Raw genomic sequence first — 21530 nt, forward strand, 5'->3', positions numbered from 1 at the left:
ATGGGACGCGCCGGTGCACAGAACCGGAACGCGTTCACTTTTGGAATGTATTCCATTTCTTACGCCACGGCAATGGCCTAATTCGGACCCCATGCAGGTCTACGCCCCACGGACGGAATAAGAATTCATTTCAGTTCTGGAGGCACGCCACGGTTCGAGACACGGGTGCGCGACCGGGGAGGTCAGACGGAGGGTGCCGGGCTCGCGTTCGCCGGGCTCGCGTTCGACAGGCCCGCGAGCAGCAGCTCGCACGCCACCCGCAGGTCGGACTCCGCGTCGGGAACCGAGATCCGGCCGTTGAGACTGGACTGGATGATCCCGAACCACGCCTGCTCGAGGACCCGCACCAGCGTCGCGTCCCGTTCGGTGACGTACTCGAGCCCGGCCGCCCGATAGAGCACCTCGCGGAAGCGGTGGTCGATCTTCGCGACGTCGGGAATGGAGGTGGCCTTGGCGGTGCTCGTGGACTGGATCATCGCCGTCGCCAGCAACGGCCGTCGCCGCAGCGCCCGCGTCGCCCGCACGAGCGCCTCGTAGACGGCCTCCTGCGGGGTGGCGTCCGGATTGGTGCGCTGGGCCATCCGCTCGCTCATCTGATCGATCTGATCGACCATGACCGCCACGAACAGGTGCGTCTTGGACGGGAAGTACCGGTACAGGGTGCCGATGGCGACGCCGGCCATCTTCGCGACCTCGTGCATCTGCACCCGTTCGAGTTCCTTCTCGGTCGCCAGGCTCGCAGCGGCGTCGAGGATGCGCCCGAACCGCGCGCGCTGCTCGGCGGACGTCGGCTCCGCGGCGTCCCGCGCTTCGGCAACTCTGGGCACGGGGGTCCTCCTCCGTCGTCTCGTCTCTGCGGCGATGCCGCGCCGCCCAGCATCCCGCGTTCCGCGCCGAGCCGCCGGAGATCTTCCGCTCAGTGGGACGCGCGCGTGCTAGGCGCACGAGAGGGAGGATACAGCGATCCCGGGCACCCCTCGTTCCAGCAGGTGGCGGCTCAGATCAGGTTGTCCTCCACCGGCAGGCCGAATGCGCCCCGTCCGTACATCGCGAGGGCGCGTTCGGGATCGTTGGCGACGTGCACGCTGCCCGCGTGTGCGTCACGCCACGCCCGCTCGACGGGGGTCCCCCGGCCGAGCGAGTTGCCGCCCGAGGTCTTGAACAGCAGATCGATCGCCTCGACGGCACGCTCGGTGCCCCGCACCTGGTCGCGGCGCAGCCGCAGCCGCAGCCGCGTCGGCAGCGGCTGCCCCGCCACCGCCAGCTCGTACAACTCCCGGATGTTGCGGTCCGTCTGGAGGATCGCCGCGTCGATCTCCGAGGCGGCCCGGGCGACGGCGACCTGCGCGAACTGGTCCTCGGCGAACCGGCCCCCGCCCAGGCTCAACCGCACCCGGTTCCGCATCGCGCCCAGATACTGCTCGTAGCACCCGGCGACCGTTCCGATCACCGGCGCGGCGACGGCGGTGGTGAAGATCGCGGCGAACGGCAGCCGGAACAACGGTCCCGGGTTCACCGCGTGGCCGGGGGCACGCAGCTGCGCCAGGTCGTAGTTGCGCACCGTGCGGTGGTGCGGCACGAACGCCTTGTCGACGGAGATCTCGTTGCTGGCGGTTCCGCGCATGCCCACGACGTCCCACACGTCCAGGATCCGGTAGTCGCTGCGCGGCACCAGGACGGTCATGAAGTCCACCGGCCGGCCCTCGGCACCGACGACGAGTGCCCCGAGCAACGCCCAGGTCGCATGCTCGCACCCGGACGAGAACCGCCAGTTGCCCGACAGCCGGAAACCGCCGTCGACCGGGACGAGTTCGCCGACCGGCGCGTACGACGAGGACAGCAGCGTCGAATCGTCCTGCCCCCACACGTCGTCCTGGGCCTGCGGGTCGAACAGGCCCAGGTGCCAGGAGTGGACCCCGAGGATCGACGTCACCCAGCCCGTCGACCCGCAGGCCCCCGAGATCTCCCGCACCACCTCGTAGAAGCGCACGGGGTCGCATTCGAGACCGCCGTACCGGGCGGGCTGCAGCATCCGGAACACCCCCGCCGCGGCCAGGTCCTGCACGGTCTGGTCCGGCACCCGGCGCGAGTCGTCGACCGTCTGCGCGCGCTCCGCGATGGACGGCAGCAGTTCGCGCACCTTCGTCAGCACGTCGTCGGGCATCGGCGTCACTCCTTCGTGACCGGGGCGGGTACGGGCTCCCCCATCGTGCGGCGCCGTCGCCGCGGCCCGCCGGAACGTGTCCCGGACAGTGGGATCGCCGCACCCCCGGTGACCGGCCTCACCTAGCGTCGATCCCACAGGTCGCAGGCGGCTGCCGTCCCCCGGCCCACCCGCGCACAGCACCGAGGTGCTCCATCCGATACGACATTTCCTCCGAAAGGACGGACGACAGTGAGCTCCAGCAAGTCCGACGACGTCGAAGTTCGCGAGATCGTGGCCGGTGCCGCGCCCACCCGGTTCGCCCGGGGCTGGCACTGCCTGGGCCTGTCCGAGTCCTTCAAGGACGGCAAGCCGCATTCGATCCACGCCTTCGGCACCAAGCTCGTGGTGTTCGCCGACAGCAACGGCAACCTGAAGATCCTCGACGCGTACTGCCGGCACATGGGCGGCGACCTCAGCCAGGGCACGATCAAGGGCGACTCGGTGGCCTGCCCCTTCCACGACTGGCGCTGGGGCGGCAACGGCCGGTGCACCTCGATCCCCTACGCGCGGCGCGTTCCGCCGATCGCGAAGACCCGCGCGTGGCACACCCTCGACCAGGACGGAATGCTGTTCGTCTGGCACGATCCCGAGGGCAACCCGCCGCCCGCCGACGTCACCATCCCCCGCATCGAGGGCGCGACGAGCGACGAGTGGACCGACTGGGTCTGGTACACCACCGAGGTCGACACCAACTGCCGCGAGATCATCGACAACATCGTCGACATGGCGCACTTCTTCTACGTGCACTACTCGTTCCCCACGTACTTCAAGAACATCTTCGAGGGCCACGTCGCGACGCAGATCATGCACGGTCAGGCGCGCGAGGACATGCGGCCGCACGCCGACGGCCAGCCGAAGCTCGTCGGCAGCCGCTCCGAGGCGGCGTACTTCGGTCCGTCGTTCATGATCGACGACCTGCAGTACAAGTACGAGGGCTACGACATCGACTCGGTGCTGCTCAACTGCCACTACCCCGTCACCGAGAACAAGTTCGTCCTGATGTACGGGATCATCGTGAAAAAGTCGGACGCCCTCGGCGACTCGGCCGACGAGACGGCCCGCAAGTTCGGTGACTTCATCGCCCGAGGCTTCGAGCAGGACGTCGAGATCTGGAAGAACAAGACGCGCATCGAGAATCCGCTGCTGTGCGACGAGGACGGCCCGGTCTACCAGCTGCGCCGCTGGTACGAGCAGTTCTACGTGGACGCCGCCGACGTCAAGCCGGAGATGACCGAGCGGTTCGAGTTCGAGATGGACACCACCCGCCCCGTGGCGGCGTGGATGAAGGAGGTCGAGGAGAACCTCGCCCGCAAGACGGCAGCCGAGGAGGCGGCGACCACCGATGCAACCCCTGCAGTGCACTGAGTGCGGCGCCCGGGTTCTCGTCGCCAAGAACAGCTGGGAGCACACCTCCGTCCAGTGGAACGAGGAGGCGCGGTCTCGGTGCCCGGAGATGCGTGAGCAGGGTGGGCAGGACTCCCGGCCCGGGGCGCCGCGCCGTGGTTGCGCGAAGCTCGCCGAGACGATCACGTGGGCCGCGACCGAAGGCCGCCTCACCGTCCTCGACGACACCCCGGTCCCGGGGCCGATCATCCAGTAAGTCAGCCGGAAAGGAACTTTCGTGATCGACGTCAAGCAGTACGGCCCGTGGGCCGTCATCGCCGGCGGCTCCGAGGGCGTCGGTGCCGCGTTCGCCGACGAGCTCAGCAAGGCGGGGCTGAACCTGGTGCTCGTCGCCCGCAAGCCCGGCCCGCTCGAGGAGACCGCCGAGAAGGTCCGCGGCAACGGGGTCGAGGTGCGCACCCTCGCGCTCGATCTGCTCGCCGACGACGCGGTCGAGCAGCTCCGGCGGGCGACCGCCGACGTCGAGGTGGGTCTGCTCATCTTCAACGCCGGCGCCAACAGTTACGGTCACGAGTTCGTCTCCGGCGACCTCGACGGCTTCCGTGGCGTGATCACCCTCAACATCGATCGGCAGCTGGAACTTTCGCACCTGTTCGGGTCGAAGATGAAGGAGCGCGGGCGCGGCGGCATCATGCTGCTCGGCTCGCTCGCCGGCTACATGGGGTCCGAGCACCAGAGCATCTACGCGGCGTCCAAGGCGTTCAGTCGCGTGTTCGCCGAGAGCCTGTGGCTCGAACTCGCCCCGCACGGGGTGCACGTCGTCGAACTCGTCCTCGGTGTGACCCGCACCCCGGCGATGATCCGCGCCGGGCTGAACTTCGACATCCCCGGCATGCTCGTCGCCGAGCCGGAGGAGGTGGCCCGGGAGGGCCTCCAACACCTCACCGACGGGCCGGTGTGGGTGGCCGGCGGCAACTACGACGCCGCGGTCAAGCGCAGCGGGTTCCCCCGCGACAAGCTCGTCCGGGGCGCGGCCGAGGCGATGCGCAAGCTGCTGAACAGGAGCTGACCGAACGGATTTCCGGGGCGTCGGTGTGAAAGCACCGACGCGGGGGTACCTTACACACGATCGGGTCGGCCGGACTGCGCACATTCCATGACAGTCGGTCCACCGTCGACTTGCTGCGCAGGACGGCCGGCCCGATCGGTTCTCGTATCCGCACTGCCCACCCGCCGAGCACGGCGTGTGGGCAGTTCGTTTCTGTGCGGGTCGGAGCACCGGCCGGGTCGACTGCCGCGCCGGCGGGACCTGCGAGCTCGGTGCGTCGTCGGCAGGCGCGGACCGGCACTGCGTTCCGCGCAGAGCACCGACGATCCTGTCCTGCAGGCGCACCGGGGTCATGGCGCAGCCGTAGCCGACGATCACGACGAGCCATGACAGATCGCGGCGCGGGTGCACCGTCGCAGCCGCACCGACAAATTCGTCGCGAGCAGCGTCGCGACGACGCCGAGCAGCACGGCAGGAACCATGCCGTGCGAGGTGCGGCCCAGCACCAGGGCTCGACGACGAAGGCCCGGCCGGGGTGATCCCCGGCCGGGCCTTTGTTCGTGTTCCCTCTGCGAGCTAGGACTTCGGGCTGAACGCCGCCAGCGGCTCGGACCCGGACCAGTCGTGGCCCCAGTAGCTGTCGGCGGTGATCTCCTCGGCCGTGTAGTACGCCTCGTCGACGAGCATTCCCTCGGTGCCGAACTCGAGGTCCCAGCCGCCCGGCGCGCGCACGTAGAACGAGACCATCTTGTCGTTCGTGTGCCGGCCCAGCGTCGAGGAGATGGAGAACCCGAGCTTACGTACGCGGTCGAGTGCCTGACCGACGGCGTCGAGGGTGTCGACCTCGGTCATCAGGTGCACGAGGCCGGGCTCCTCGGTCGGCGGCGCCGGGCACAGGGCCAGGCTGTGGTGACGCTGGTTCACGCCGAGGAAGCGCACGCGCCGCGCCGGGCCGGGAGCCTGGAGCCGGATCGCGCCGCGCGGCAGGAAGCCGAGCACCTCGGTGTAGAAGGCATGCGCCGCGTCGAAATCGGTGGCGGGCAGCACGACGTGGCCGAGGCCCTGCTCGCCGGTGACCCACCGGCCGCCGTGCGGGGTGACGACGGGGCTGTGGTCGAGCACCGGGCCGAAGAACACCTCGACGCGGGTGCCGATCGGGTCGTCGAACGCGATGACCTGCTCGGCGTCGCGGTAGTCGCATTCCTCCTGGGAGAGGACGTCGACGGTGACGCCCGCCTTCTCGACGGTCTCGCGGACCCGCTGGAGGGCGAACTGATCGCGCACCTCCCAGCCCACCGCGAGTGCCTTGTCGGATTCGCCGGGCAGCACGATCAGGCGTGCCCGCCGCTCGTCGACCCGCAGGTAGAGGCCGTCCGGTTCGGGGCCGGAGCCGACGGCCATGCCGAGGCCGTCGACGACGAGTTCACGCCAGCGCGCGACGTCGGTGGTCTGGATCCGGAGGTATCCGAGTCCTCGAATATCCGTCATATGTGTTCCTTCCGGGACGTTCGCGGGAGAGCTAGATCATCGAGCGGTGGACGCCCTGCGGCTCGCCGCCGAGCTGGGTCAGCGCAGACGCGTGGAAGATCGAGCCGGGGACGTGGATCGCGTGCGACAGACCGACGTGCGCATCGCGCCAGAAACGCTGCATCGGGAACTTCAGGTGCATCGCGCCACCACCGGCGCGGGCGAAGATCTCGTCGACGGCGCGGACGGCCCGCCACGCGGCAGCGGTCTGGGTGCGGCGCCCGATGGCACGCTCGTCGAAGGTGACCTCCTGGCCTTTGTCCGTCTTGTCCCAGAAGCGGTCGACGGTCTCGAGGATCGCGGCGCGCGACGCGGCGATCTCGGCGGCCGCCTCACCGAGGGCATAGAGGACGTACGGGTCCTCCTTGATCGGGATACCGGTGACCGCGACGCGCTCCTTCTGGGCCGCGATGTAGCACGCGAGCGCGCCCTCGGCCATGCCGATCAGCGACGAGGTGATGCCCAGCGGGAAGATGCACGAGAACGGGAACTTGTAGAGGGTCTCGTCGCGCCCGGCGTGCCGCCAGCCGTTGCCGCTGAGGACGACATCGGCGTCGAGGGTGCGGTAGGCGGGGATGAAGGCGTCCTCGATGATCAGGTCCTTCGAGCCGGTGCCGCGCAGGCCCACGACGTTCCAGCTGTCCTGGTCGATCTCGTAGTCCGAGCGCGGCAGCAGCACGTGCAGGACCTGCGGCGGGTTCAGCCGGTTTCCGTCCTTGTCGCCCACCGCGGCGCCGATCATGATCCAGCCGCAGTGGTCGGTGCCCGAGGAGAACGACCAGCGGCCGTTGAGGATGTAGCCACCGTCGACCGGAACCGCGACACCCATCGGCGCGTACGGGGAGGCCATCCACATGTCGGGGTCCTCGCCCCAGATCTCGTTCTGCGCCTTCGGATCGAAGAACGTGAGCTCCCACGGGTGTACGCCGACGATGCCGGCGACCCAGCCGGTGGCGCCGTCCATTGCTCCGATCGCCATCGCGGTCTCGGCGAACTCGCGCGGGTGGACTTCGAGGCCGCCGTGCTCCTTGGGCTGCAGCATGCGGATCACACCGGCGTTGCGCAGCCGCTTGGCGTTGTTGTCGGTCAGGCGCATGAGCTTGTCGCCCTCGGCGCCCTCGGCGCGGATCTCGTCCGCGTACTGGATGATGTTGTCCAAAACCTGGCCCATGACTGTCAGCTCTCTGCTCGGGACCCGAGGGTCTACTTCTGGGCGGCGAGACCGACGGCGATCTCGATGAGTTGGTCTTCCTGGCCCCCGACGAGGTTGCGGCGGCCGGCCTCGATGAGGATCTCCGCGCCGGAGACCCCGTACCGATCGGCGTGCGTGGCGGCGTGCTTGAGGAAGCTCGAGTACACGCCGGCGTACCCCATCGTCAGCGACATCCGGTCCAGGAGGCACTCGCCGTCCATGATCGGCCGCACCACGTCCTCGGCGGCGTCGATGATCTTCAGGGTGTCGATACCCGTTCGGATACCGAGCTTCTCGGCGACGGCGACGAACGCCTCGACGGGCGTGTTGCCCGCGCCGGCGCCGAACCGGCGGGTGGAGCCGTCGATCTGCAGTGCGCCGGCGCGCACCGCGAGCACCGAGTTGGCCACGCCGAGCCCCATGTTCTCGTGCCCGTGGAAACCGACCTGTGCGTCGTCGCCGAGCTCGGCGACGAGGGCGGCGACCCGGTCCGAGACCCCTTCGAGGACGAGGGCGCCGGCCGAGTCGACGACGTACACGCACTGGCAGCCGGCGTCGGCCATGATGCGCGCCTGCTTCGCGAGCACCTCGGGCGGCTGGCTGTGCGACATCATCAGGAATCCGACGGTCTCGAGTCCGAGCTCGCGGGCCAGACCGAAGTGCTGGGCGGAGATGTCGGCCTCGGTGCAGTGCGTGGCGATCCGGCAGATCGACGCGCCGTTGTCGGCGGCTTCACGGATGTCAGACCGGACACCGAGACCCGGCAGCATCAGGAACGCGATCTTCGCCTGCGTCGCGGTCTCGACGGCGGCCTTGATCAGCTCCTGTTCGGGGGTGCGGCTGAAGCCGTAGTTGAACGACGAGCCACCGAGGCCGTCGCCGTGGGTGACCTCGATGACGGGCACACCGGCGGCGTCGAGTGCACCGACGATCGAGCGCACGTCCTCGACGGTGAACTGGTGACGCTTGGCATGGGAGCCGTCACGCAACGACGAGTCCGTGATCCGGATGTCGAGATCAGCGCTGTAGGGCATCGACTGTGTTCCTTCGAAAGTACGGTCTGCGGTGGGGGTCTACACGCGGGCGGTGAGCAGCTTGGCCGCGAAACTCTCGCCCACCTTCGTGGCGGCCGCGGTCATGATGTCGAGGTTGCCCGAGTACGGCGGCAGGAAGTCGCCGGCGCCCTCGACCTCGAGGAAGATCGCCACCCGGGCGCGTCCCCCGCTCATCGGGGTGGGGTCGTCGAACTGCGGCTCGGCGCGCAGGCGGTAGCCGGGGACGTAGCCCTGCACCGTGGCGGCCACCTCGTGGATCGACGCGGCGATCGCGTCGCGGTCCGCGTCCTCGGGGATCGAGCAGAACACGGTGTCGCGCATGAGCATCGGCGGCTCGGCCGGGTTGAGGATGATGATGGCCTTGCCCTTGCGGGCACCGCCGATCGTCTCGATGCCGCGGCTGGTGGTGATGGTGAACTCGTCGATGTTGGCGCGGGTGCCGGGCCCGGCCGACGGGGAGGCGACGCTCGCGACGATCTCGGCGTACTCGACCTCGGTGACCCGGGAGACGGCGTGCACCATCGGGATCGTGGCCTGGCCACCGCAGGTGATGAGGTTGACGTTCGGCGCGTCCTCGTGTTCGCCCATGTTCACGGCGGGCACGACGGCCGGCCCGAGGGCCGCCGGGGTCAGGTCGACGACCTGGATGCCGAGCTCGGCGTAGCGGGGGGCGTTGGCGCGGTGCACGTAGGCCGAGGTGGCCTCGAAGATCACGTCGGGCCGCTCGTCCTGGGCGAGCAGCCAGTCCACACCCTCGTGGCTCGCGACCAGGCCCTCGGTCGCCGCGCGGGCGAGACCCTCGCTGCTGGGGTCGACACCGATCATCCACCGCGGCTCGATGACGTCCGAGCGCAGCAGTTTGTACATCAGGTCGGTGCCGATGTTGCCGGGCCCGACGATCGCGGCGGTAGCCTTCGTCACTGGTGCACTTCCTTACTTGAATTCTACTGAGACAGAGCCGATGTCGCTGAAATCAGCGCGGAAGACGTCGCCCGGGCGGGCATCGACGGCGCGGGTGCACGAGCCGGGCAGGATCACGTGCCCGGCCTCGAGCCGCACCCCGAAGCTCGCCACCTTGCGGGCCAGCCACGCGACGGCACGGGTCGGGTCGCCCAGTACCGCCGCCGCCTCGCCGCGCGCGATCTCCTCGTCGCCCTGGTACAGCACCGCCGAGATCGCTCCGATGTCGACCCGGTCCGGTTCGATGCGGCCCGCCCCGAGGATCACTCCCGCGGACGAGGCGTTGTCGGCGATCGTGTCCGCCAACCCGATCCGCCAGTCCACGATGCGCGAGTCGATGAGTTCGATGCTCGGGACGATGTACTCGGTCGCCCGGAGCACGTCCGCCTCGGTGCAGTCCTCGCCGGGGAGGGTCTCGCCGAGGACGTAGCCGATCTCGACCTCGATGCGCGGGTAGCAGAACTGCGCCGTGTCGATGGGCTCGTCCTCGGCGTACACCATCGTCGAGAGCAGGTGTCCGTAGTCGGGCTCGTCCACGCCCATCATCTTCTGCATGACCTCGGACGACAGGCCGACCTTGTGGCCGTAGACGGTGGCGCCCGCCTCGAGCCGGCGGCGGATGTTGATCAGCTGGATCTCGTACGAATCCACCACGTCGATGTCGGGGAAGGTCTCCGTCAGCGGGGCGATCGCGGCGCGGTCGCGCTCGGCGGCCCACAGAAGATCGGCGGCGGCGAGTCGCCGGGAACCGTCGAGCATCGTGCACTCCTGGAACTGGTCGATGATCCGCGCGTCGTCGCGCCGATCGGTTGTCTCGAAGGTGGCATATGCGCAGGTGGGAGGACGGAAGTCTTCCCGCTCAGCGGGATCGTGGGCTAGCTGCGATCGTCGTCGCGCAGCAGGAACGCGAGGACCGCCGACAGCCACGCGTCGCGGGCTTCGATCATCGTCCAGTGCCCGCACTTCGGGAACGTGTGCAGCTCGCAGTTCGGGATGTCGCGCATGGGCAGCATCGCCATGTCCACGGGGCTGACCCGGTCGTCGCGGCCCCACGTCAGCAGGGTGGGCGCGGTGATCTTGTGCAGCTGCGCCCAGTACGGGGTGACGTTCGAGGCGGCCGCCGCGGCGGCGCCGGCGGCGAACGCCTTCGAGCTGTACATCCGGCGGGCGATCTCGAGGGTCTTCGGTTCGGTGGCGAGCGCCCAGCGTTCCTCGACGAGCTGGTCGGTGACCACGGCGGGGTCGTAGACCATGGACTGCAGCCAGCGGACGAGGCCCTCGCGGGTGGGGTTGTCGGTGAACTCCATGAGCAGCTTGATGCCCTCGCCCGGTCCGGGCGCGAAGACGTTCTTGCCCATCCCGCCGATCGTGACGAGCCTGCGCACGCGGTGCGGCTCGTCGATGGCGACCTTGGCGGCGACGATCCCGCCCATCGAGTTGCCGACCATGTCCACCGCACCGAGACCGAGGCCGTCGAGGAAGGTGCCCACGGCCCCCTGCGCCATCGCCATCGGATGGCCGTCGCCGGGGTCGCTGACGCCGAAACCGGGAAACTCGAGCACCAGGCAGCGGAAGTGCCGCGCGAAGTCGGCGAGGACGCCGCGGTAGTTGCGCCACCCCGTCACCCCCGGGCCGGAGCCGTGCAGCAGCAGCAGCGGCGGTCCGTCGCCGGCCTCGTGGTAGCGCAGCACACCCTGATCGGTGGGAAGTTCCTTCAGGGTCCCCTCGTAGCTCACTTCGGTCATCGTCGTCCCTGTTCGTCGCCGTGGTGCCGGGCACACCGCCCATTCGAACCGCAGGCTGCCAGCCCTGATCGACGACGGCCATACACCATCCCGTTCAGCGAGATCACCGCTCGGTCGACGGCGGCGCCGCCGACCCCGTCCGCTCAGCGGGACGCTCGCTCGGACCGCCCCGGCCCTGACCTAGCGTCGCCCATCGACCAGTGATCACGCCGATCCGTCCCCACGACCCGGAGGTGGACTCATGCCCCTCGAGACGACGACCCTCGCACCATCGACAGCCGACGCGCCCAGCCCGGAGGACATGCGCCGGGTGATGGGACAGTTCGCCACCGGGGTCACGGTGGTGACGGGACTGGACGACGAGGGCCCGGTGGGGTTCGCGTGCCAGTCGTTCGCCTCGGTGTCGCTCGAGCCGCCGCTCATCCTGTTCTGCGCCGACCACCGCGGCCGCGCGTGGCCCCGGATCCGGGCGACGGGGCGGTTCAGCGTCAACGTGCTCCGCGAGGACCAGTCCGACCTGTGCGCCCGGTTCGGCTCGAGCCGGGGGCGCAAGTACGAGGATCTTGCCTGGGAGGTGTCCCGCTGGGGAACGCCGGCGCTGCCGGACGTGCTGATGCGCGTGCACGCGCAGGTGCACGACGTCCACGTCGCCGGCGACCACGACGTGATCATCGGCCGGGTGCTGGAGCTGGACACCGTGTGCGAGGAGCGTCCCATGGTGTTCTTCCGGGGCCGGTTCGGGATCGAGAGCCCGGCGCCGGTGGTCTGACCGGGCCCGTCGCCGGGCACAGACCCACCGTCGCCGATACCGTGCATGCCGGCACCACCGCCCGCCACACGGAGACACGCATGCCGGTACCGCACACCAAGGACGAGTTGCTGCACGCCCTCGCCGACACGTACGGCGCGCTCACGCGCGAGCTGCAGCGTGTGCCTGCCGAACGGGCCCGGGAGGCGTCGCTGCCCGGGCACCGCGCCGGAACCCGGATGAGCCCGGCCGATCTGGTGGCGTACCTGATCGGATGGAGCGAACTGGTCGTTTCGTGGCACGACGACCGCGCTCGCGGCATCGACCCGCACCTCCCGGCACCGGGATTCACCTGGAACCGACTCGGCCCGCTGGCGCAGAAGTTCTACCGCGATCATGCCGACGTACCGTGGCCGCAGCTGCTGCAGCGGCTCGATGCCGCCCACGACCGCATCGTTGCCCTGGTGCGCGGGCTCGACAACGACGAACTCTACGGCGCGCCCTGGTATCGCACGTACACCGCGGGACGGATGATCCAGCTCAACACCTCCTCCCCGTACACCAACGCCCGGCGCCGCCTCCGCACCTGGCTACGCGCCGAGGGCCTGTGAGCCGCCCGCCGTCGCCGGCCGGGTGATCACTCCTCGCCGAGCTCCTCGGTGACGTCGCGGACGGCCCGGTCGCTCGCGTGCCATTTCCCCGGTTCGGTAGCACCCGGGACAACACCGGATGCGTGCCCACGACCGGCGAGGTCCGGTCCATGCAGGACAACAGCGACCTTTCGATACCACGGGTCGACCGCGGCTCTGCGGCAAGAACATGTCGAGATCCCGGACCCGTCTCCGTCCCAGCATCGGCACGACGACACTCGGAGGATGGGTCCCATGGCACACGTGAAACGTTTCGACCACATCGGCATCACCGTCGCGGACCTCGAGTCGGTGACGGCGTTCTTCGTCGGACTGGGTCTCGAGGTGGAGGGCACCGGATCCGTGGAGGGCGAGTTCGTGGAGACCGTCTGCGGCATCCCCGGCGCGCACTGTGAGATCGCCGTGCTCCGGCCGCCCGACGGAGGGACCCGGCTGGAGCTCGCGACCTTCGTCACGCCCGACCACGGGCCCGGATCACCCACGGCGATGCCCAACGAGCTCGGGCTGCGCAACGTGTCCTTCGAGGTCGACGACCTCCAGGCGGCCGTCGACGCGGTGGCTGCGGACGGTTACGGGCTCGTCGGCGGCATCGGCGAGTACGAGAACAGCGTGCGGATGGCCTACGTGCGTGGACCCGAAGGGATCATCGTGTCGCTCTTCGAGCAGATCGGCTGACGCGCGGGCGCCGTTGCCCGCGTGCCGATCCGTTGCCCGGGTCGCGGCGGTAGTTCCGAGAATGCCCTTCTGCAGCAGTCCCGTACGACGATCGACGACGGTCCCGCTCGGCCGATGACGTAGACGTCGGTCTTCGTCCACGCCCGAACGCCTGGGCGGGGACACTTGCTTGCGCCCAGAGCCTTCCCGTGCCATCCTCGATAACCATGACTACAGGAAAGGCGGCCACCGCCACCATCCGGTGAGCGCCGTGCCGATCTCATCAGCGGTTCCGCACCGCACCCTGTCCACCGGAATCACCGATCCGCACGCCCTTGCCGCCGCCGCGTCCGCCCGGCGCGACCATTGGCTCGCGCAAGGACTGTGTACGAGGCCTTCCGACCAGCCCGCCGCGGAATCCGCCGTCGCAGAGCTCTACCGACGAGCGGGATTCGACGAACCGGAGTTCGTCTGGGTCCCCTCTCCCCCAGCGGCACTGCACTTGATTGCCGACGAAGGCCTCTCGGTCCCCCCGCTGCGCTTCGGAAAGCCGGCACACCCTTCGGCGGGGATCGCCGCACTCTGGTCCGCGTCCCGTGACCGGATGGACGCCCGCATACCTCGGCGGCAGGACCCGCTCCTTCGTGCGGCCGTGTGGGATTCGTTGCGGACGTCTCTGTACGTCGGTGTCGCGACGGCGATACGCACACTGTGGCCGCGCCCGACTCCCGGTGTCACCTGGTACGGGCAACAGGAGGCACATCGGGTCGCGCACTACGACACGGTCCGACGCTTCGGCCTCGCGAGCTTCGAGTCGCGCGACGACGACCTCCTCGATCTTCAGGCCGCACTGGTCCGCGCCACCGGGTGGTGGTGGGCGTTCGGCGGAGTCTGCGTCATGGCCGAACGGCCTACCGCACTACACACCGAACCCACACCGGAGGGCGTCCACAACGAACGCCGCTTACACCATCCCGATCGTCCGGCACTCGAATTATCGGACGGCAGCCATGTTTTCGTGCATCACGGCACCATCGTTCCCGATTGGGTCGTCCTCGATCCCACCGTCGAGCGGATCAACGACGAGCGCAATGTCGAGGTCCGCCGATGCGCCATCGAGCGAATCGGCTGGGACAGGTACATCGACATGGCTGCGCTCGAACTCGTGGACCGTGCCGACGATCCGGGAAACCCGGGATGCACGCTCGGACTGTATGCATCCCCGACCGGTTGGGGTCGGCCCAGCCGGATCCTGCTCGTCGTCAACGGTTCCGCCGAACGCGACGGGCAACGGCGCCGGTACGGCCTGCACGTCCCCGATTGGGTTCCCTCCGCACTGGACGCCGCGGGCTGGACCTACGGCATCAGCGGTACCGACTATGCCCAACTCGTTCGCCGAACCTGAACTCCACCAAGGTGATCCCATGCATTCCGAACTCGCACTGTCCGAACTCACACTGTCCGATCTCACGACTCTCAGCGGGTTGGACGTCCTCGACCACCTGGACCGGGAGGTCACCGTCCCGGTGACCGGTGGTCTCCAGGCTCAAGGCGATCTGATCGTCATCCCCTACCCGGTGGTCGGTGCCGCCGTCGAACGCACACCGTGGGCGCGCTCCCTCCGGGTGCCACAGTCGGGAGTGGAGTTGCTGCGGAGCGCCGCCGGCGGCAACCCGCACTCCCTCGTCGCCGACGAGGGCACCTGCACGTGGACGACCCCCGTCCGGGACACCATGGGTCTCGCTCTGGGCATCGTCGAGACCACCGGGACGGCGTATCTTCTTCACCCCGAGCACGGGGCGACGGGGATCGCTCCGGGTTGCTACGTGATCCGTCGACAACGCGAGCACGGCGCAGGACGGTACGGGTCGGCGCGACTGGTCGCCGATTGACCTGTACACGTCGCTCGATCGACGTCGCCGACCTGACGCGTCGCCGGTCCGCGCGGTCCGGAGGTGTGGCGAGCTCGCGGCGGTAGTCTCGGTGATCGTGATGGTGACCGGGAGCGTGGTCGCAGACGCCGGATGGGGCGAGTGCGTCCGCACCGGCACGCAGTGTCTGCCGGGCTTCGGCCCGCTGGTGGCCGCATGGGCGGCGGCGGGAGTGTTCGTGCTGGTGTGGCTGGCCGCGGCATCGGCGGCCACCGTCGACGTCGCCGGCCTGCCGACTGGTGCAGGTCGCAACCGGAGGATTCCGACCGGATCATGAGAATCCCACACTGTGTCGACAAGGCTGTGTCGACATGACACAGGGCAGCTCTCGATTCAGAAGTGCCAGCCCAGTGTTGCGGGGCGGGCGACGTCGAACGCGCGGTCCAAGTCGGCGATATCACGAGCACTGCGCGCCTCCACCCGGCCGGCTGCAGCAAACGTGCGGGCCTTGTGCGCGCCGAGGTACAACGCGGACAGCGCGTCCAGGTCCAGCGTGATCACCGGCGCCGCGTCGGTGCGGACGCACCGGGCCCGGCCGTTGCGGACCGTCAGCGCGAAAGTGCCCCCGGCGCTGCGGAACGGGTCACGGACCGCCAGCACGGTGTCCAGGTCGGCGGCATAGTCGCGGGCGGTCAACGCGGCCGGCACGTCCATGATCCGCAGCCACAATTCGTCCACCCGGGCGGTCGTGCGCGGCAGGCGGTAGTCGGTCAGCAGCAGGCGCAGCGGATCGTCGGGATGCTGGACGGCTTCGATGCGGTGGGTCAGGTCCAGTCCGCACAGGGTGCGCCACAGCGCGGCGTGGGCGTCGTCGGTGATCGCGACCAGCTCCTCGACCACCGCGACCGGCTCGGCGTCGGATCCCTTGCGGCGGAAGGTGGCATACCCGTCGGGGTGTACCAGGAAGAACAGCGCCGAGGCGCCGTCGCGGCGCTCCTCGGGATCGGCAAAAGTGTAGTCCCACTCGGCTTTCGGACGGGCCTGCGCTCCCGGCGTGCACAGCCGCCACCGGTCGTACAGTTCCGGCAACCGGACCGCCGCCGTCGCAGCGTCGGCAAGGACCACCCCGCCGGGATCGGGGGCGTCCTCGCGGAAGCGGGCGAAGCGCCGATCGACGGTGACCTCGGTGGCGACGGTGGCCGGACCGTATCCGAAACGCCCGTAGATGCCGGCGTCGCTGGCGGTCAAGGCGGCCAGCGGTGCCCCGGTCGCCTCCATCCGGCGGTGCAGCTCGGTGAACATCGACCGCAGCACGCCGCGGCGACGGTGCGTGGGAGCGACCGAAACCCAGCTGACACCACATGCCGGGACCTGGTGCCCGCCGGGCACAGTGATCTCCAGGTCCAGATACAGCGCCTGACCGATCGGCGCGCCCCGCTCGGTCGCCACCACGATGTTCTCCGTGCGGAACATCGGACGAAGCAGTGTCCGATCGGCATCGATGGGGTGGTACCCGAACGCCACCGAGTCGAGCAACTCCAGGGCCGGCCAGTCGTCGTCGGTGGCGGTACGGATGGTGAGGGCGTCGTGCACGGTCATGTCCGAGAGACTGACACAACCGGCCCCTCGAATGCGAGTGATTTGTCCGGTTCGGGCTCGGTGCGGAGACAGCCGGGTTTCCTCGGCGACGGACGCGGCGAGGCGCGCTCACGGCGGTTCCCCGTTCGTGGCCGGGAGGGTCATGTCGACGACCCGGTCGGAGATCGCATCCACCACGGCGCCGTCGTGACTGATCATCAGCAGGGATATGCGTTGTGTTCGTACGAGATCGGACAAGATGTCGAGCACCCGCTGTCGGGATGCGGGATCGAGTCCCGTGGTGACTTCGTCGCAGATGAGCAGCGAGGGCTCGACCGCCAGGGCACGGGCGAGGGCGGCGCGCTGGGCCTCGCCGCCGGAAAGGGCGGACGGATGCTGCCGGGTGATCCGTTCGGCCAGACCCACCTGGTCGAGCGCGCGACGGGCCGCCGCGGCCGATTCCGGGCCGGTGGCACCGCGCAGGCGTGCCGGACCGCGCAGGATCTGCTCCCACACGCTGCGATACGGGTCGAAGGCCGCCTTGGCGTCCTGGAAGACGTACCCGATCGCCGCCGTCTGGTGCCGGGTCCGTCGCCGTACCGATGCGGCCAACGGGTGGCCGTCGAGAAGAACCCGTCCGGCCGTGGGTGGGTGCAAGCCCGCGACGACCCGGGCCGCGGTGGTCTTGCCGCAGCCCGAGGGGCCGTGAAGTGCCAGACATTCGCCCGGCTGGAGCGAGAGCGAGAAATGCTGCAGAACTTCGGTGTTGCGGTACCTCGCCGAGACGGCGTCCAGGTTCAACCTGGCGTCGGCCCGGGTCGGGCGGCGATCCGCACTGTCGGCGCGTGTCTGCGGGATCCGCAGGGCGGCGACCGGCAGGATCCCGGCGTCACCGGTCTCGAGCACCCGGCCGCCGCCCATGACGATCACACGCTGGGCGACCGCGCGGACTGCGTCCAGGTCGTGGGTGACGAGCACGATCGTCAGGCCCTGCCGGGCAAGTCGGGTGATCTCGTCGAGGACCGCCGTCCGACGAGCCGGGTCCTGCCCGGTAGTGGGTTCGTCGAGGATCAGGCATGTCGGGTCGGTCAGCAGAGCCTGGGCAATGACCAGTCGTTGTTGCTGTCCGCCCGACAGTTGATGCGGGTAACGGCGCAGCATGCCCGGATCGTCGGCGAATCCCGCACGTGCGAGTGCGTCGGCCACGGTCACCGGATGCCCGTGCCGTCGGCCGGCACGAGCGATGTCGTCGAGCACGGTACCGATCCGCAGGGCCGGGTTCAGCGCCGAGGAGGGGTGCTGGGGCACGTACCCGAACCGTGCCCCGCCCGTGTCCAGAACGGTCGTGGTCACGTCGACCCCCGGGCGGCGCTCGCCCATCAATGCCAGCGCGGTGGTGGTCTTGCCGCTCCCGGAAGCCCCGACGAGCGCGGTGACCACCCCGGCGGGAATGTCCAGGTCGACGCCGTCGACCAGGAGCCGATCCCGTGTCCGTGCGGTCAGACCGCGCACTCGGATGGTGCTGCTGGGCACAGCGGCGGCCGGGGCCGCGGGGATTACCTCGGTCATCGCCACTTCCTCGTCGACACCTCGCGTGTTGCCGCGCGAGCACCGGAGTCGAACAGCAGATTCACCCCCATCGCCAAGGCGATGATCAGGGCCGCGGGCAGGACGACACCCCACGGGACGAGGGCGAGGCCCGCGCGGTTGCGGTCGATCATCACGGCCCAGTCGGTGCCGGCGGAGTCCGCGCTCACCCCCAGGAAGCTGGCCGAGGCGACCAGGTAGATCGCCCCGACGAACCGTAGCCCTGCGTCTGCCGCGAGGACCGGGAGCAGCGATCGTCCCAGATAGCCGAGGTGCCGGCGCCACCAGGTTTCGCGTTGCAGGAGCAGCGCCTCCATGGCCGGGGTGTGCGCGGTGTGCAGCGCCGACGCCCGCACCAGACGCGCCGCATCAGGGAACAGCAGCACCGCCACGGTGACTGTCAGAACGACCAGGTCGGCGTCGGTGAGCGCCACGGCCAGCAGCAGCACCATGATCGACGGCAGCGACAGCAGCAGATCCAGGGGGCGCATGAGCATCTCGTCGACGATCGGTACCCGAGCGGTCGCGGCAGCTATCCCCCACGGCACGGCGAGCAGGTACGTCAGGGCCACGGCCGCCGCGGCCACCAGCACCAGCGAACGCCCCCCGAGCAGGACCTGCGTGAGCAGATCGCGCCCCTCGGAATCGGTTCCCAGAAGCCACTGGTCCCCGTAGGTGAACGCCGGGCCACGGGCACCGGGTTCGGTGAACAAGGGCCCCAGCAGCGCGACCGCGAGCGGGACCGCCGTCAGGGCAGCCCCGACGCGCACCCGGGACCGCCCACCCGCACGCTCGAGAAACGTGGAGCCGGTCACGATGCCGATCCGGCCGTGGGGTTGAGCTGGAACGCCGCGATGTCCGCGACCGTGTTCACCGCCACCGTGATCACCGCGAACACCGTCACCAATCCCATCAACAGCGGAATGTCGCGGCTGCTGACCGCGCTGACCAGCAGCTGCCCGAGACCGCCGAGCGCGAACACCGCCTCGACGACCACGACCCCGCCGAGCAGCCAATCGGCGACCCGCGCGAGATGCTGTGTCGCCGGGGTGAGCGAGCCCGGCAGGGCATGCCGCCAGATCACCCGCCGCACGGGCACACCGAGGCGACGGGTGTGCCGGATGTATTCGGAGTCCAGGGTGGTGATCAGCGACGAGCGCACCAACCGCGACAGCGAGCACACCGGGCGGATCACCAGCACCAGTACGGGCAGCACCCACAGCTCCGGTTGCATCAGCAACGGACCACCGGCGCCGACCGCGGTGGGCGCGAACCATCCCAGCCCGACCGCGAACACTGCCACCAGCACGATCGCCAACGCGAATTCCGGTGCCGCGTAGAACGCTACGGTCAGGGCGGTGACGGCCCGGTCGATCCGGTGGCCGCGGCGCACCGCGGCGACCACCCCGAGGAGCAGTGCCAGCGGGACCAGCACCACGAACGCCAGGGCGGCGAGGGTCAGCGTCGGCGCCAGCGCCGAGCCCAGCATCGCGGTGACGGGGCGGCCGGATACCACGGAGGTGCCCAGGTCGCCGCCGAGCAGACCGGTCAGCCAGTCCCCGAACTGCACGGACAGCGGCCGGTCCAGCCCGAGGAGTTCGCGTAACTGCGCAATCCGCCGCGGATCTGCGTCATCGCCCGCGATCACCACCGCAGCGTCCCCCGGCAGCAGGGCGGCGATCGCGAAGACGACGACGAGTACGCCCAGCACCTGGGCCAGTCCCACCGTGAGGCGGGTACCGGCGTAGCGGGCGAGCATCACGAAAGCCAGGCCTTGTCGAAACGGGCGTACCCGAGGGTGTTGCTGGGCGCATTCTCGGCCATCCCCGCCAGATGCGGCGCCATCCCGTGCAGGCCGTCGGAGAAGCCCCACACCAGCAGACCGCCCTCGCTGTGGAGCTGCGACTGCATCTGCTGATATGCGCGGGCCCGGACGTTCTCGTCGGTGGTTTCGCTGGCGGTGGCGAACAAGGCGTCGAACTCGGGGCGGCGCCACTGGGTGTAGTTCTTCGCCGAGGTCGACAGCATCCGCTGCGCGAGGTGCGTTTCGATGGGCATGGCCCCGGAGCGGAAACTCGACAACACACCCTCGTCGAGGGTGCGCGTCCAATAGGTCGATCCCTCAACGACTTTCACATCGATCTTCAGTCCGGCGCGTCCGGCCTGCTCGGCCAGGATGTTGGCGGCCTCGACGAAGCCGTTGGTGGCGCCGGTGGTCTGCAGTTCGATGGTCGCGTTCCGGGCGCCGGCCTTGCGGATCAGGGCCTCGGCCTCGTCCAGATCCAGGGTGCGCTGCGGCAGGTCGGCCGCGTAGTACTTGGCGTCCTTGCCGAACAGGTCGTTGCCGACCACACCGGTGCTGCCCAGCACGGTGGTGACCAGCTCGTCGCGATCGACGAGGGCGAACATCGCCCGCCGCAGATCCACGTTGTCGAAGGGGGGCCGGTCCACCTTCATCGCGAACGCCGACATCGCGCTGCGCGGCGACCGCAGGATCTGCATCCGGGCATCGGTTTCGTAGGTGCGCGCCGAGGTGACACCGAGGTCGTCGGCGTAGTCGACCTGCCCACCGAGCAGGGCGTTGATCCGTGCGGTCTCGTCCGGAGCGGTGAGGATCTCGAGTTCGTCCACATGGGGGGCACCGTCCCAGTAGTCGGGGAATCGCGCGGTGACGAGCGAGCGCCCCGGTTCGAACGAGACGAACGTGAACGGCCCGGAGCCGATCGGACGGCTGAAGTCGGTGGTGCCCTCCGGGATGATGTAGGCGCCGAACGCGGCCAGCACGTTCGCCAGTTCCCCGCACGGGCGGGCGCAGACGAACTCGATCGTGTGGTCGTCGAGGGCGCGGGAGCGGGCGATGTCGATCACCTCGAGAGAGGCCCGCGGGCGCAGTGCATTCACCGGGTCCAGGATCCGCCGGTAGGAGTACAGCACGTCGGCGGCGCGCACCGGCCGGCCGTCGTGGAAGACCGCCGGGCGCAGCTCCACCGTCCAGGTGGTCGCGTCGGCGTTCGGATGCCAGGCGGTGGCGAGCCGCGGTACCGGGCCGAGGTCGTCGCCGTATTCGACGAGCTTGTCGTAGAGCGCGTTCGCGCGGGCGACGTCGGCGTACAGGTTGGTCTTGTGCGGGTCCAACACCTCCTGTGCGCCACCGCCCGCGAACACCGCTCGCAGTCGGCCGCCGTCCCGGGGCCCGGCGGTGGCCGCGGGGGCGGTCTCGCCGCTCGTGCTGCATGCCCCGAGCAGTACGGCGCCGGCGGCGGCGCCGAGGCCGAGGAACGAGCGCCGGCTCAGGTGCGGACGCGGAGGCAGGGCAATCGGATTCATCGGGGTATCTCCTCGGGCAGTGGATCGAGCGGGTCGGG

The 21530-nt window shown here is 69.7% G+C and carries 23 protein-coding genes; 9 read left to right on the forward strand and 14 right to left on the reverse strand.

From position 1 onward, the window contains the following. Positions 1–182 precede the first annotated feature (182 nt). Together F1734_RS22770 and hsaA are read right to left on the reverse strand one after the other, a co-directional pair. Positions 183–827: a TetR/AcrR family transcriptional regulator gene (locus tag F1734_RS22770; protein ID WP_010596079.1), complete on the reverse strand. Its 645-nt coding sequence runs from the start codon at positions 825–827 to the stop codon at positions 183–185. A gap of 170 nt (positions 828–997) precedes the next feature. Beyond that, the gene (gene hsaA / locus F1734_RS22775; protein WP_017679869.1) at positions 998–2164 is read right to left on the reverse strand and encodes a 3-hydroxy-9,10-secoandrosta-1,3,5(10)-triene-9,17-dione monooxygenase oxygenase subunit; all 1167 of its coding nucleotides are present in this window, start codon (positions 2162–2164) and stop codon (positions 998–1000) included. 231 nt (positions 2165–2395) lie between these two features. Here hsaA and F1734_RS22780 point away from each other — a divergent pair, with 231 nt between their 5' ends. Genes F1734_RS22780 through F1734_RS22790 form a run of 3 tightly spaced genes read left to right on the forward strand, consistent with a single transcriptional unit; the run spans position 2396 to position 4619 of the window. Next, a complete protein-coding gene (locus tag F1734_RS22780) occupies positions 2396–3571 on the forward strand; it encodes a 3-ketosteroid-9-alpha-monooxygenase, oxygenase component (protein WP_059174956.1) in 1176 nt (391 codons plus the stop codon). Further along, positions 3549–3806, forward strand: coding sequence for a hypothetical protein (locus F1734_RS22785; protein WP_017679868.1), 258 nt, complete (start codon positions 3549–3551; stop codon positions 3804–3806). The genes F1734_RS22780 and F1734_RS22785 overlap by 23 nt, the downstream gene beginning before the upstream one ends. A gap of 21 nt (positions 3807–3827) precedes the next feature. Further along, a complete protein-coding gene (locus F1734_RS22790; protein WP_048773228.1) occupies positions 3828–4619 on the forward strand; it encodes an SDR family NAD(P)-dependent oxidoreductase in 792 nt (263 codons plus the stop codon). A gap of 353 nt (positions 4620–4972) precedes the next feature. Here the strand turns inward: F1734_RS22790 and F1734_RS26470 are convergent, their stop codons facing one another. The 7 genes from F1734_RS26470 to F1734_RS22820 all read right to left on the reverse strand — a co-directional run bounded on the left by F1734_RS26470 (position 4973) and on the right by F1734_RS22820 (position 11077). Next, entirely contained in the window at positions 4973–5104 is a 132-nt protein-coding gene (locus F1734_RS26470) for a hypothetical protein (protein ID WP_267966265.1), read from the reverse strand. Between the two features lie 70 nt (positions 5105–5174). After that, positions 5175–6086 carry a biphenyl-2,3-diol 1,2-dioxygenase gene (bphC, locus tag F1734_RS22795; RefSeq protein WP_017679866.1) on the reverse strand — a complete coding sequence of 304 codons (912 nt, stop codon included), beginning with the start codon at positions 6084–6086 and terminating at the stop codon, positions 5175–5177. 31 nt (positions 6087–6117) lie between these two features. Beyond that, a complete protein-coding gene (locus tag F1734_RS22800; RefSeq protein ID WP_203011111.1) occupies positions 6118–7296 on the reverse strand; it encodes an acyl-CoA dehydrogenase family protein in 1179 nt (392 codons plus the stop codon). 32 nt (positions 7297–7328) lie between these two features. Then, positions 7329–8351, reverse strand: coding sequence for a 4-hydroxy-2-oxovalerate aldolase (gene dmpG, locus F1734_RS22805; protein ID WP_017679864.1), 1023 nt, complete (start codon positions 8349–8351; stop codon positions 7329–7331). 39 nt (positions 8352–8390) lie between these two features. Further along, the gene (locus F1734_RS22810) at positions 8391–9293 is read right to left on the reverse strand and encodes an acetaldehyde dehydrogenase (acetylating) (RefSeq protein WP_003934759.1); all 903 of its coding nucleotides are present in this window, start codon (positions 9291–9293) and stop codon (positions 8391–8393) included. 12 nt (positions 9294–9305) lie between these two features. Continuing rightward, complete coding sequence (locus F1734_RS22815) at positions 9306–10091, reverse strand: 2-keto-4-pentenoate hydratase (protein WP_017679862.1); 786 nt, start codon at positions 10089–10091, stop codon at positions 9306–9308. 116 nt (positions 10092–10207) lie between these two features. Then, on the reverse strand, positions 10208–11077 hold the full coding sequence (locus F1734_RS22820; RefSeq protein ID WP_017679861.1) for an alpha/beta fold hydrolase: 870 nt from the start codon (positions 11075–11077) through the stop codon (positions 10208–10210). A 241-nt stretch (positions 11078–11318) separates the two neighbouring features. Here F1734_RS22820 and F1734_RS22825 point away from each other — a divergent pair, with 241 nt between their 5' ends. The 6 genes from F1734_RS22825 to F1734_RS22850 all read left to right on the forward strand — a co-directional run bounded on the left by F1734_RS22825 (position 11319) and on the right by F1734_RS22850 (position 15337). Further along, entirely contained in the window at positions 11319–11846 is a 528-nt protein-coding gene (locus F1734_RS22825; RefSeq protein ID WP_040274228.1) for a flavin reductase family protein, read from the forward strand. 80 nt (positions 11847–11926) lie between these two features. Then, a complete protein-coding gene (locus tag F1734_RS22830; RefSeq protein ID WP_026137567.1) occupies positions 11927–12436 on the forward strand; it encodes a ClbS/DfsB family four-helix bundle protein in 510 nt (169 codons plus the stop codon). A 273-nt stretch (positions 12437–12709) separates the two neighbouring features. Then, positions 12710–13150: a VOC family protein gene (locus F1734_RS22835; RefSeq protein ID WP_017679858.1), complete on the forward strand. Its 441-nt coding sequence runs from the start codon at positions 12710–12712 to the stop codon at positions 13148–13150. 241 nt (positions 13151–13391) lie between these two features. Next, entirely contained in the window at positions 13392–14534 is a 1143-nt protein-coding gene (locus tag F1734_RS22840) for a DUF6745 domain-containing protein (protein ID WP_203011112.1), read from the forward strand. Positions 14535–14553: 19 nt separating this feature from the next. Further along, positions 14554–15021, forward strand: a complete 468-nt coding sequence (locus tag F1734_RS22845; protein ID WP_203011113.1) for a hypothetical protein — start codon at positions 14554–14556, stop codon at positions 15019–15021. Between the two features lie 100 nt (positions 15022–15121). Beyond that, a complete protein-coding gene (locus F1734_RS22850; RefSeq protein WP_235435243.1) occupies positions 15122–15337 on the forward strand; it encodes a hypothetical protein in 216 nt (71 codons plus the stop codon). A 56-nt stretch (positions 15338–15393) separates the two neighbouring features. Here the strand turns inward: F1734_RS22850 and F1734_RS22855 are convergent, their stop codons facing one another. The 5 genes from F1734_RS22855 to F1734_RS22875 all read right to left on the reverse strand — a co-directional run bounded on the left by F1734_RS22855 (position 15394) and on the right by F1734_RS22875 (position 21492). Next, positions 15394–16599, reverse strand: coding sequence for an enhanced intracellular survival protein Eis (locus F1734_RS22855; RefSeq protein WP_203011114.1), 1206 nt, complete (start codon positions 16597–16599; stop codon positions 15394–15396). A gap of 108 nt (positions 16600–16707) precedes the next feature. Next, positions 16708–18147, reverse strand: a complete 1440-nt coding sequence (locus F1734_RS22860; RefSeq protein WP_203011115.1) for an ABC transporter ATP-binding protein — start codon at positions 18145–18147, stop codon at positions 16708–16710. Beyond that, positions 18144–18980 carry an ABC transporter permease subunit gene (locus F1734_RS22865; RefSeq protein WP_017679855.1) on the reverse strand — a complete coding sequence of 279 codons (837 nt, stop codon included), beginning with the start codon at positions 18978–18980 and terminating at the stop codon, positions 18144–18146. The genes F1734_RS22860 and F1734_RS22865 overlap by 4 nt, the downstream gene beginning before the upstream one ends. Then, the gene (locus F1734_RS22870) at positions 18977–19924 is read right to left on the reverse strand and encodes an ABC transporter permease (protein ID WP_040274239.1); all 948 of its coding nucleotides are present in this window, start codon (positions 19922–19924) and stop codon (positions 18977–18979) included. The genes F1734_RS22865 and F1734_RS22870 overlap by 4 nt, the downstream gene beginning before the upstream one ends. After that, positions 19924–21492: an ABC transporter substrate-binding protein gene (locus tag F1734_RS22875; RefSeq protein WP_203011116.1), complete on the reverse strand. Its 1569-nt coding sequence runs from the start codon at positions 21490–21492 to the stop codon at positions 19924–19926. The genes F1734_RS22870 and F1734_RS22875 overlap by 1 nt, the downstream gene beginning before the upstream one ends. Positions 21493–21530: the final 38 nt, after the last annotated feature.

Source organism: Rhodococcus ruber (assembly GCF_016804345.1).
GTDB lineage: Bacteria > Actinomycetota > Actinomycetes > Mycobacteriales > Mycobacteriaceae > Rhodococcus > Rhodococcus ruber.

Coding starts and splice junctions, on each gene's coding strand:
- hsaA (WP_017679869.1), bottom strand. CDS start 2,164: ATGCCCGACGACGTGCTGACGAAGGTGCGCGAACTGCTGCCGTCCATC.
- F1734_RS22785 (WP_017679868.1), top strand. CDS start 3,549: ATGCAACCCCTGCAGTGCACTGAGTGCGGCGCCCGGGTTCTCGTCGCC.
- bphC (WP_017679866.1), bottom strand. CDS start 6,086: ATGACGGATATTCGAGGACTCGGATACCTCCGGATCCAGACCACCGAC.
- F1734_RS22800 (WP_203011111.1), bottom strand. CDS start 7,296: ATGGGCCAGGTTTTGGACAACATCATCCAGTACGCGGACGAGATCCGC.
- dmpG (WP_017679864.1), bottom strand. CDS start 8,351: ATGCCCTACAGCGCTGATCTCGACATCCGGATCACGGACTCGTCGTTG.
- F1734_RS22815 (WP_017679862.1), bottom strand. CDS start 10,091: ATGCTCGACGGTTCCCGGCGACTCGCCGCCGCCGATCTTCTGTGGGCC.
- F1734_RS22820 (WP_017679861.1), bottom strand. CDS start 11,077: ATGACCGAAGTGAGCTACGAGGGGACCCTGAAGGAACTTCCCACCGAT.
- F1734_RS22825 (WP_040274228.1), top strand. CDS start 11,319: ATGCCCCTCGAGACGACGACCCTCGCACCATCGACAGCCGACGCGCCC.
- F1734_RS22830 (WP_026137567.1), top strand. CDS start 11,927: ATGCCGGTACCGCACACCAAGGACGAGTTGCTGCACGCCCTCGCCGAC.
- F1734_RS22835 (WP_017679858.1), top strand. CDS start 12,710: ATGGCACACGTGAAACGTTTCGACCACATCGGCATCACCGTCGCGGAC.
- F1734_RS22845 (WP_203011113.1), top strand. CDS start 14,554: ATGCATTCCGAACTCGCACTGTCCGAACTCACACTGTCCGATCTCACG.
- F1734_RS22850 (WP_235435243.1), top strand. CDS start 15,122: ATGGTGACCGGGAGCGTGGTCGCAGACGCCGGATGGGGCGAGTGCGTC.
- F1734_RS22855 (WP_203011114.1), bottom strand. CDS start 16,599: ATGACCGTGCACGACGCCCTCACCATCCGTACCGCCACCGACGACGAC.
- F1734_RS22860 (WP_203011115.1), bottom strand. CDS start 18,147: ATGACCGAGGTAATCCCCGCGGCCCCGGCCGCCGCTGTGCCCAGCAGC.
- F1734_RS22870 (WP_040274239.1), bottom strand. CDS start 19,924: ATGCTCGCCCGCTACGCCGGTACCCGCCTCACGGTGGGACTGGCCCAG.
- F1734_RS22875 (WP_203011116.1), bottom strand. CDS start 21,492: ATGAATCCGATTGCCCTGCCTCCGCGTCCGCACCTGAGCCGGCGCTCG.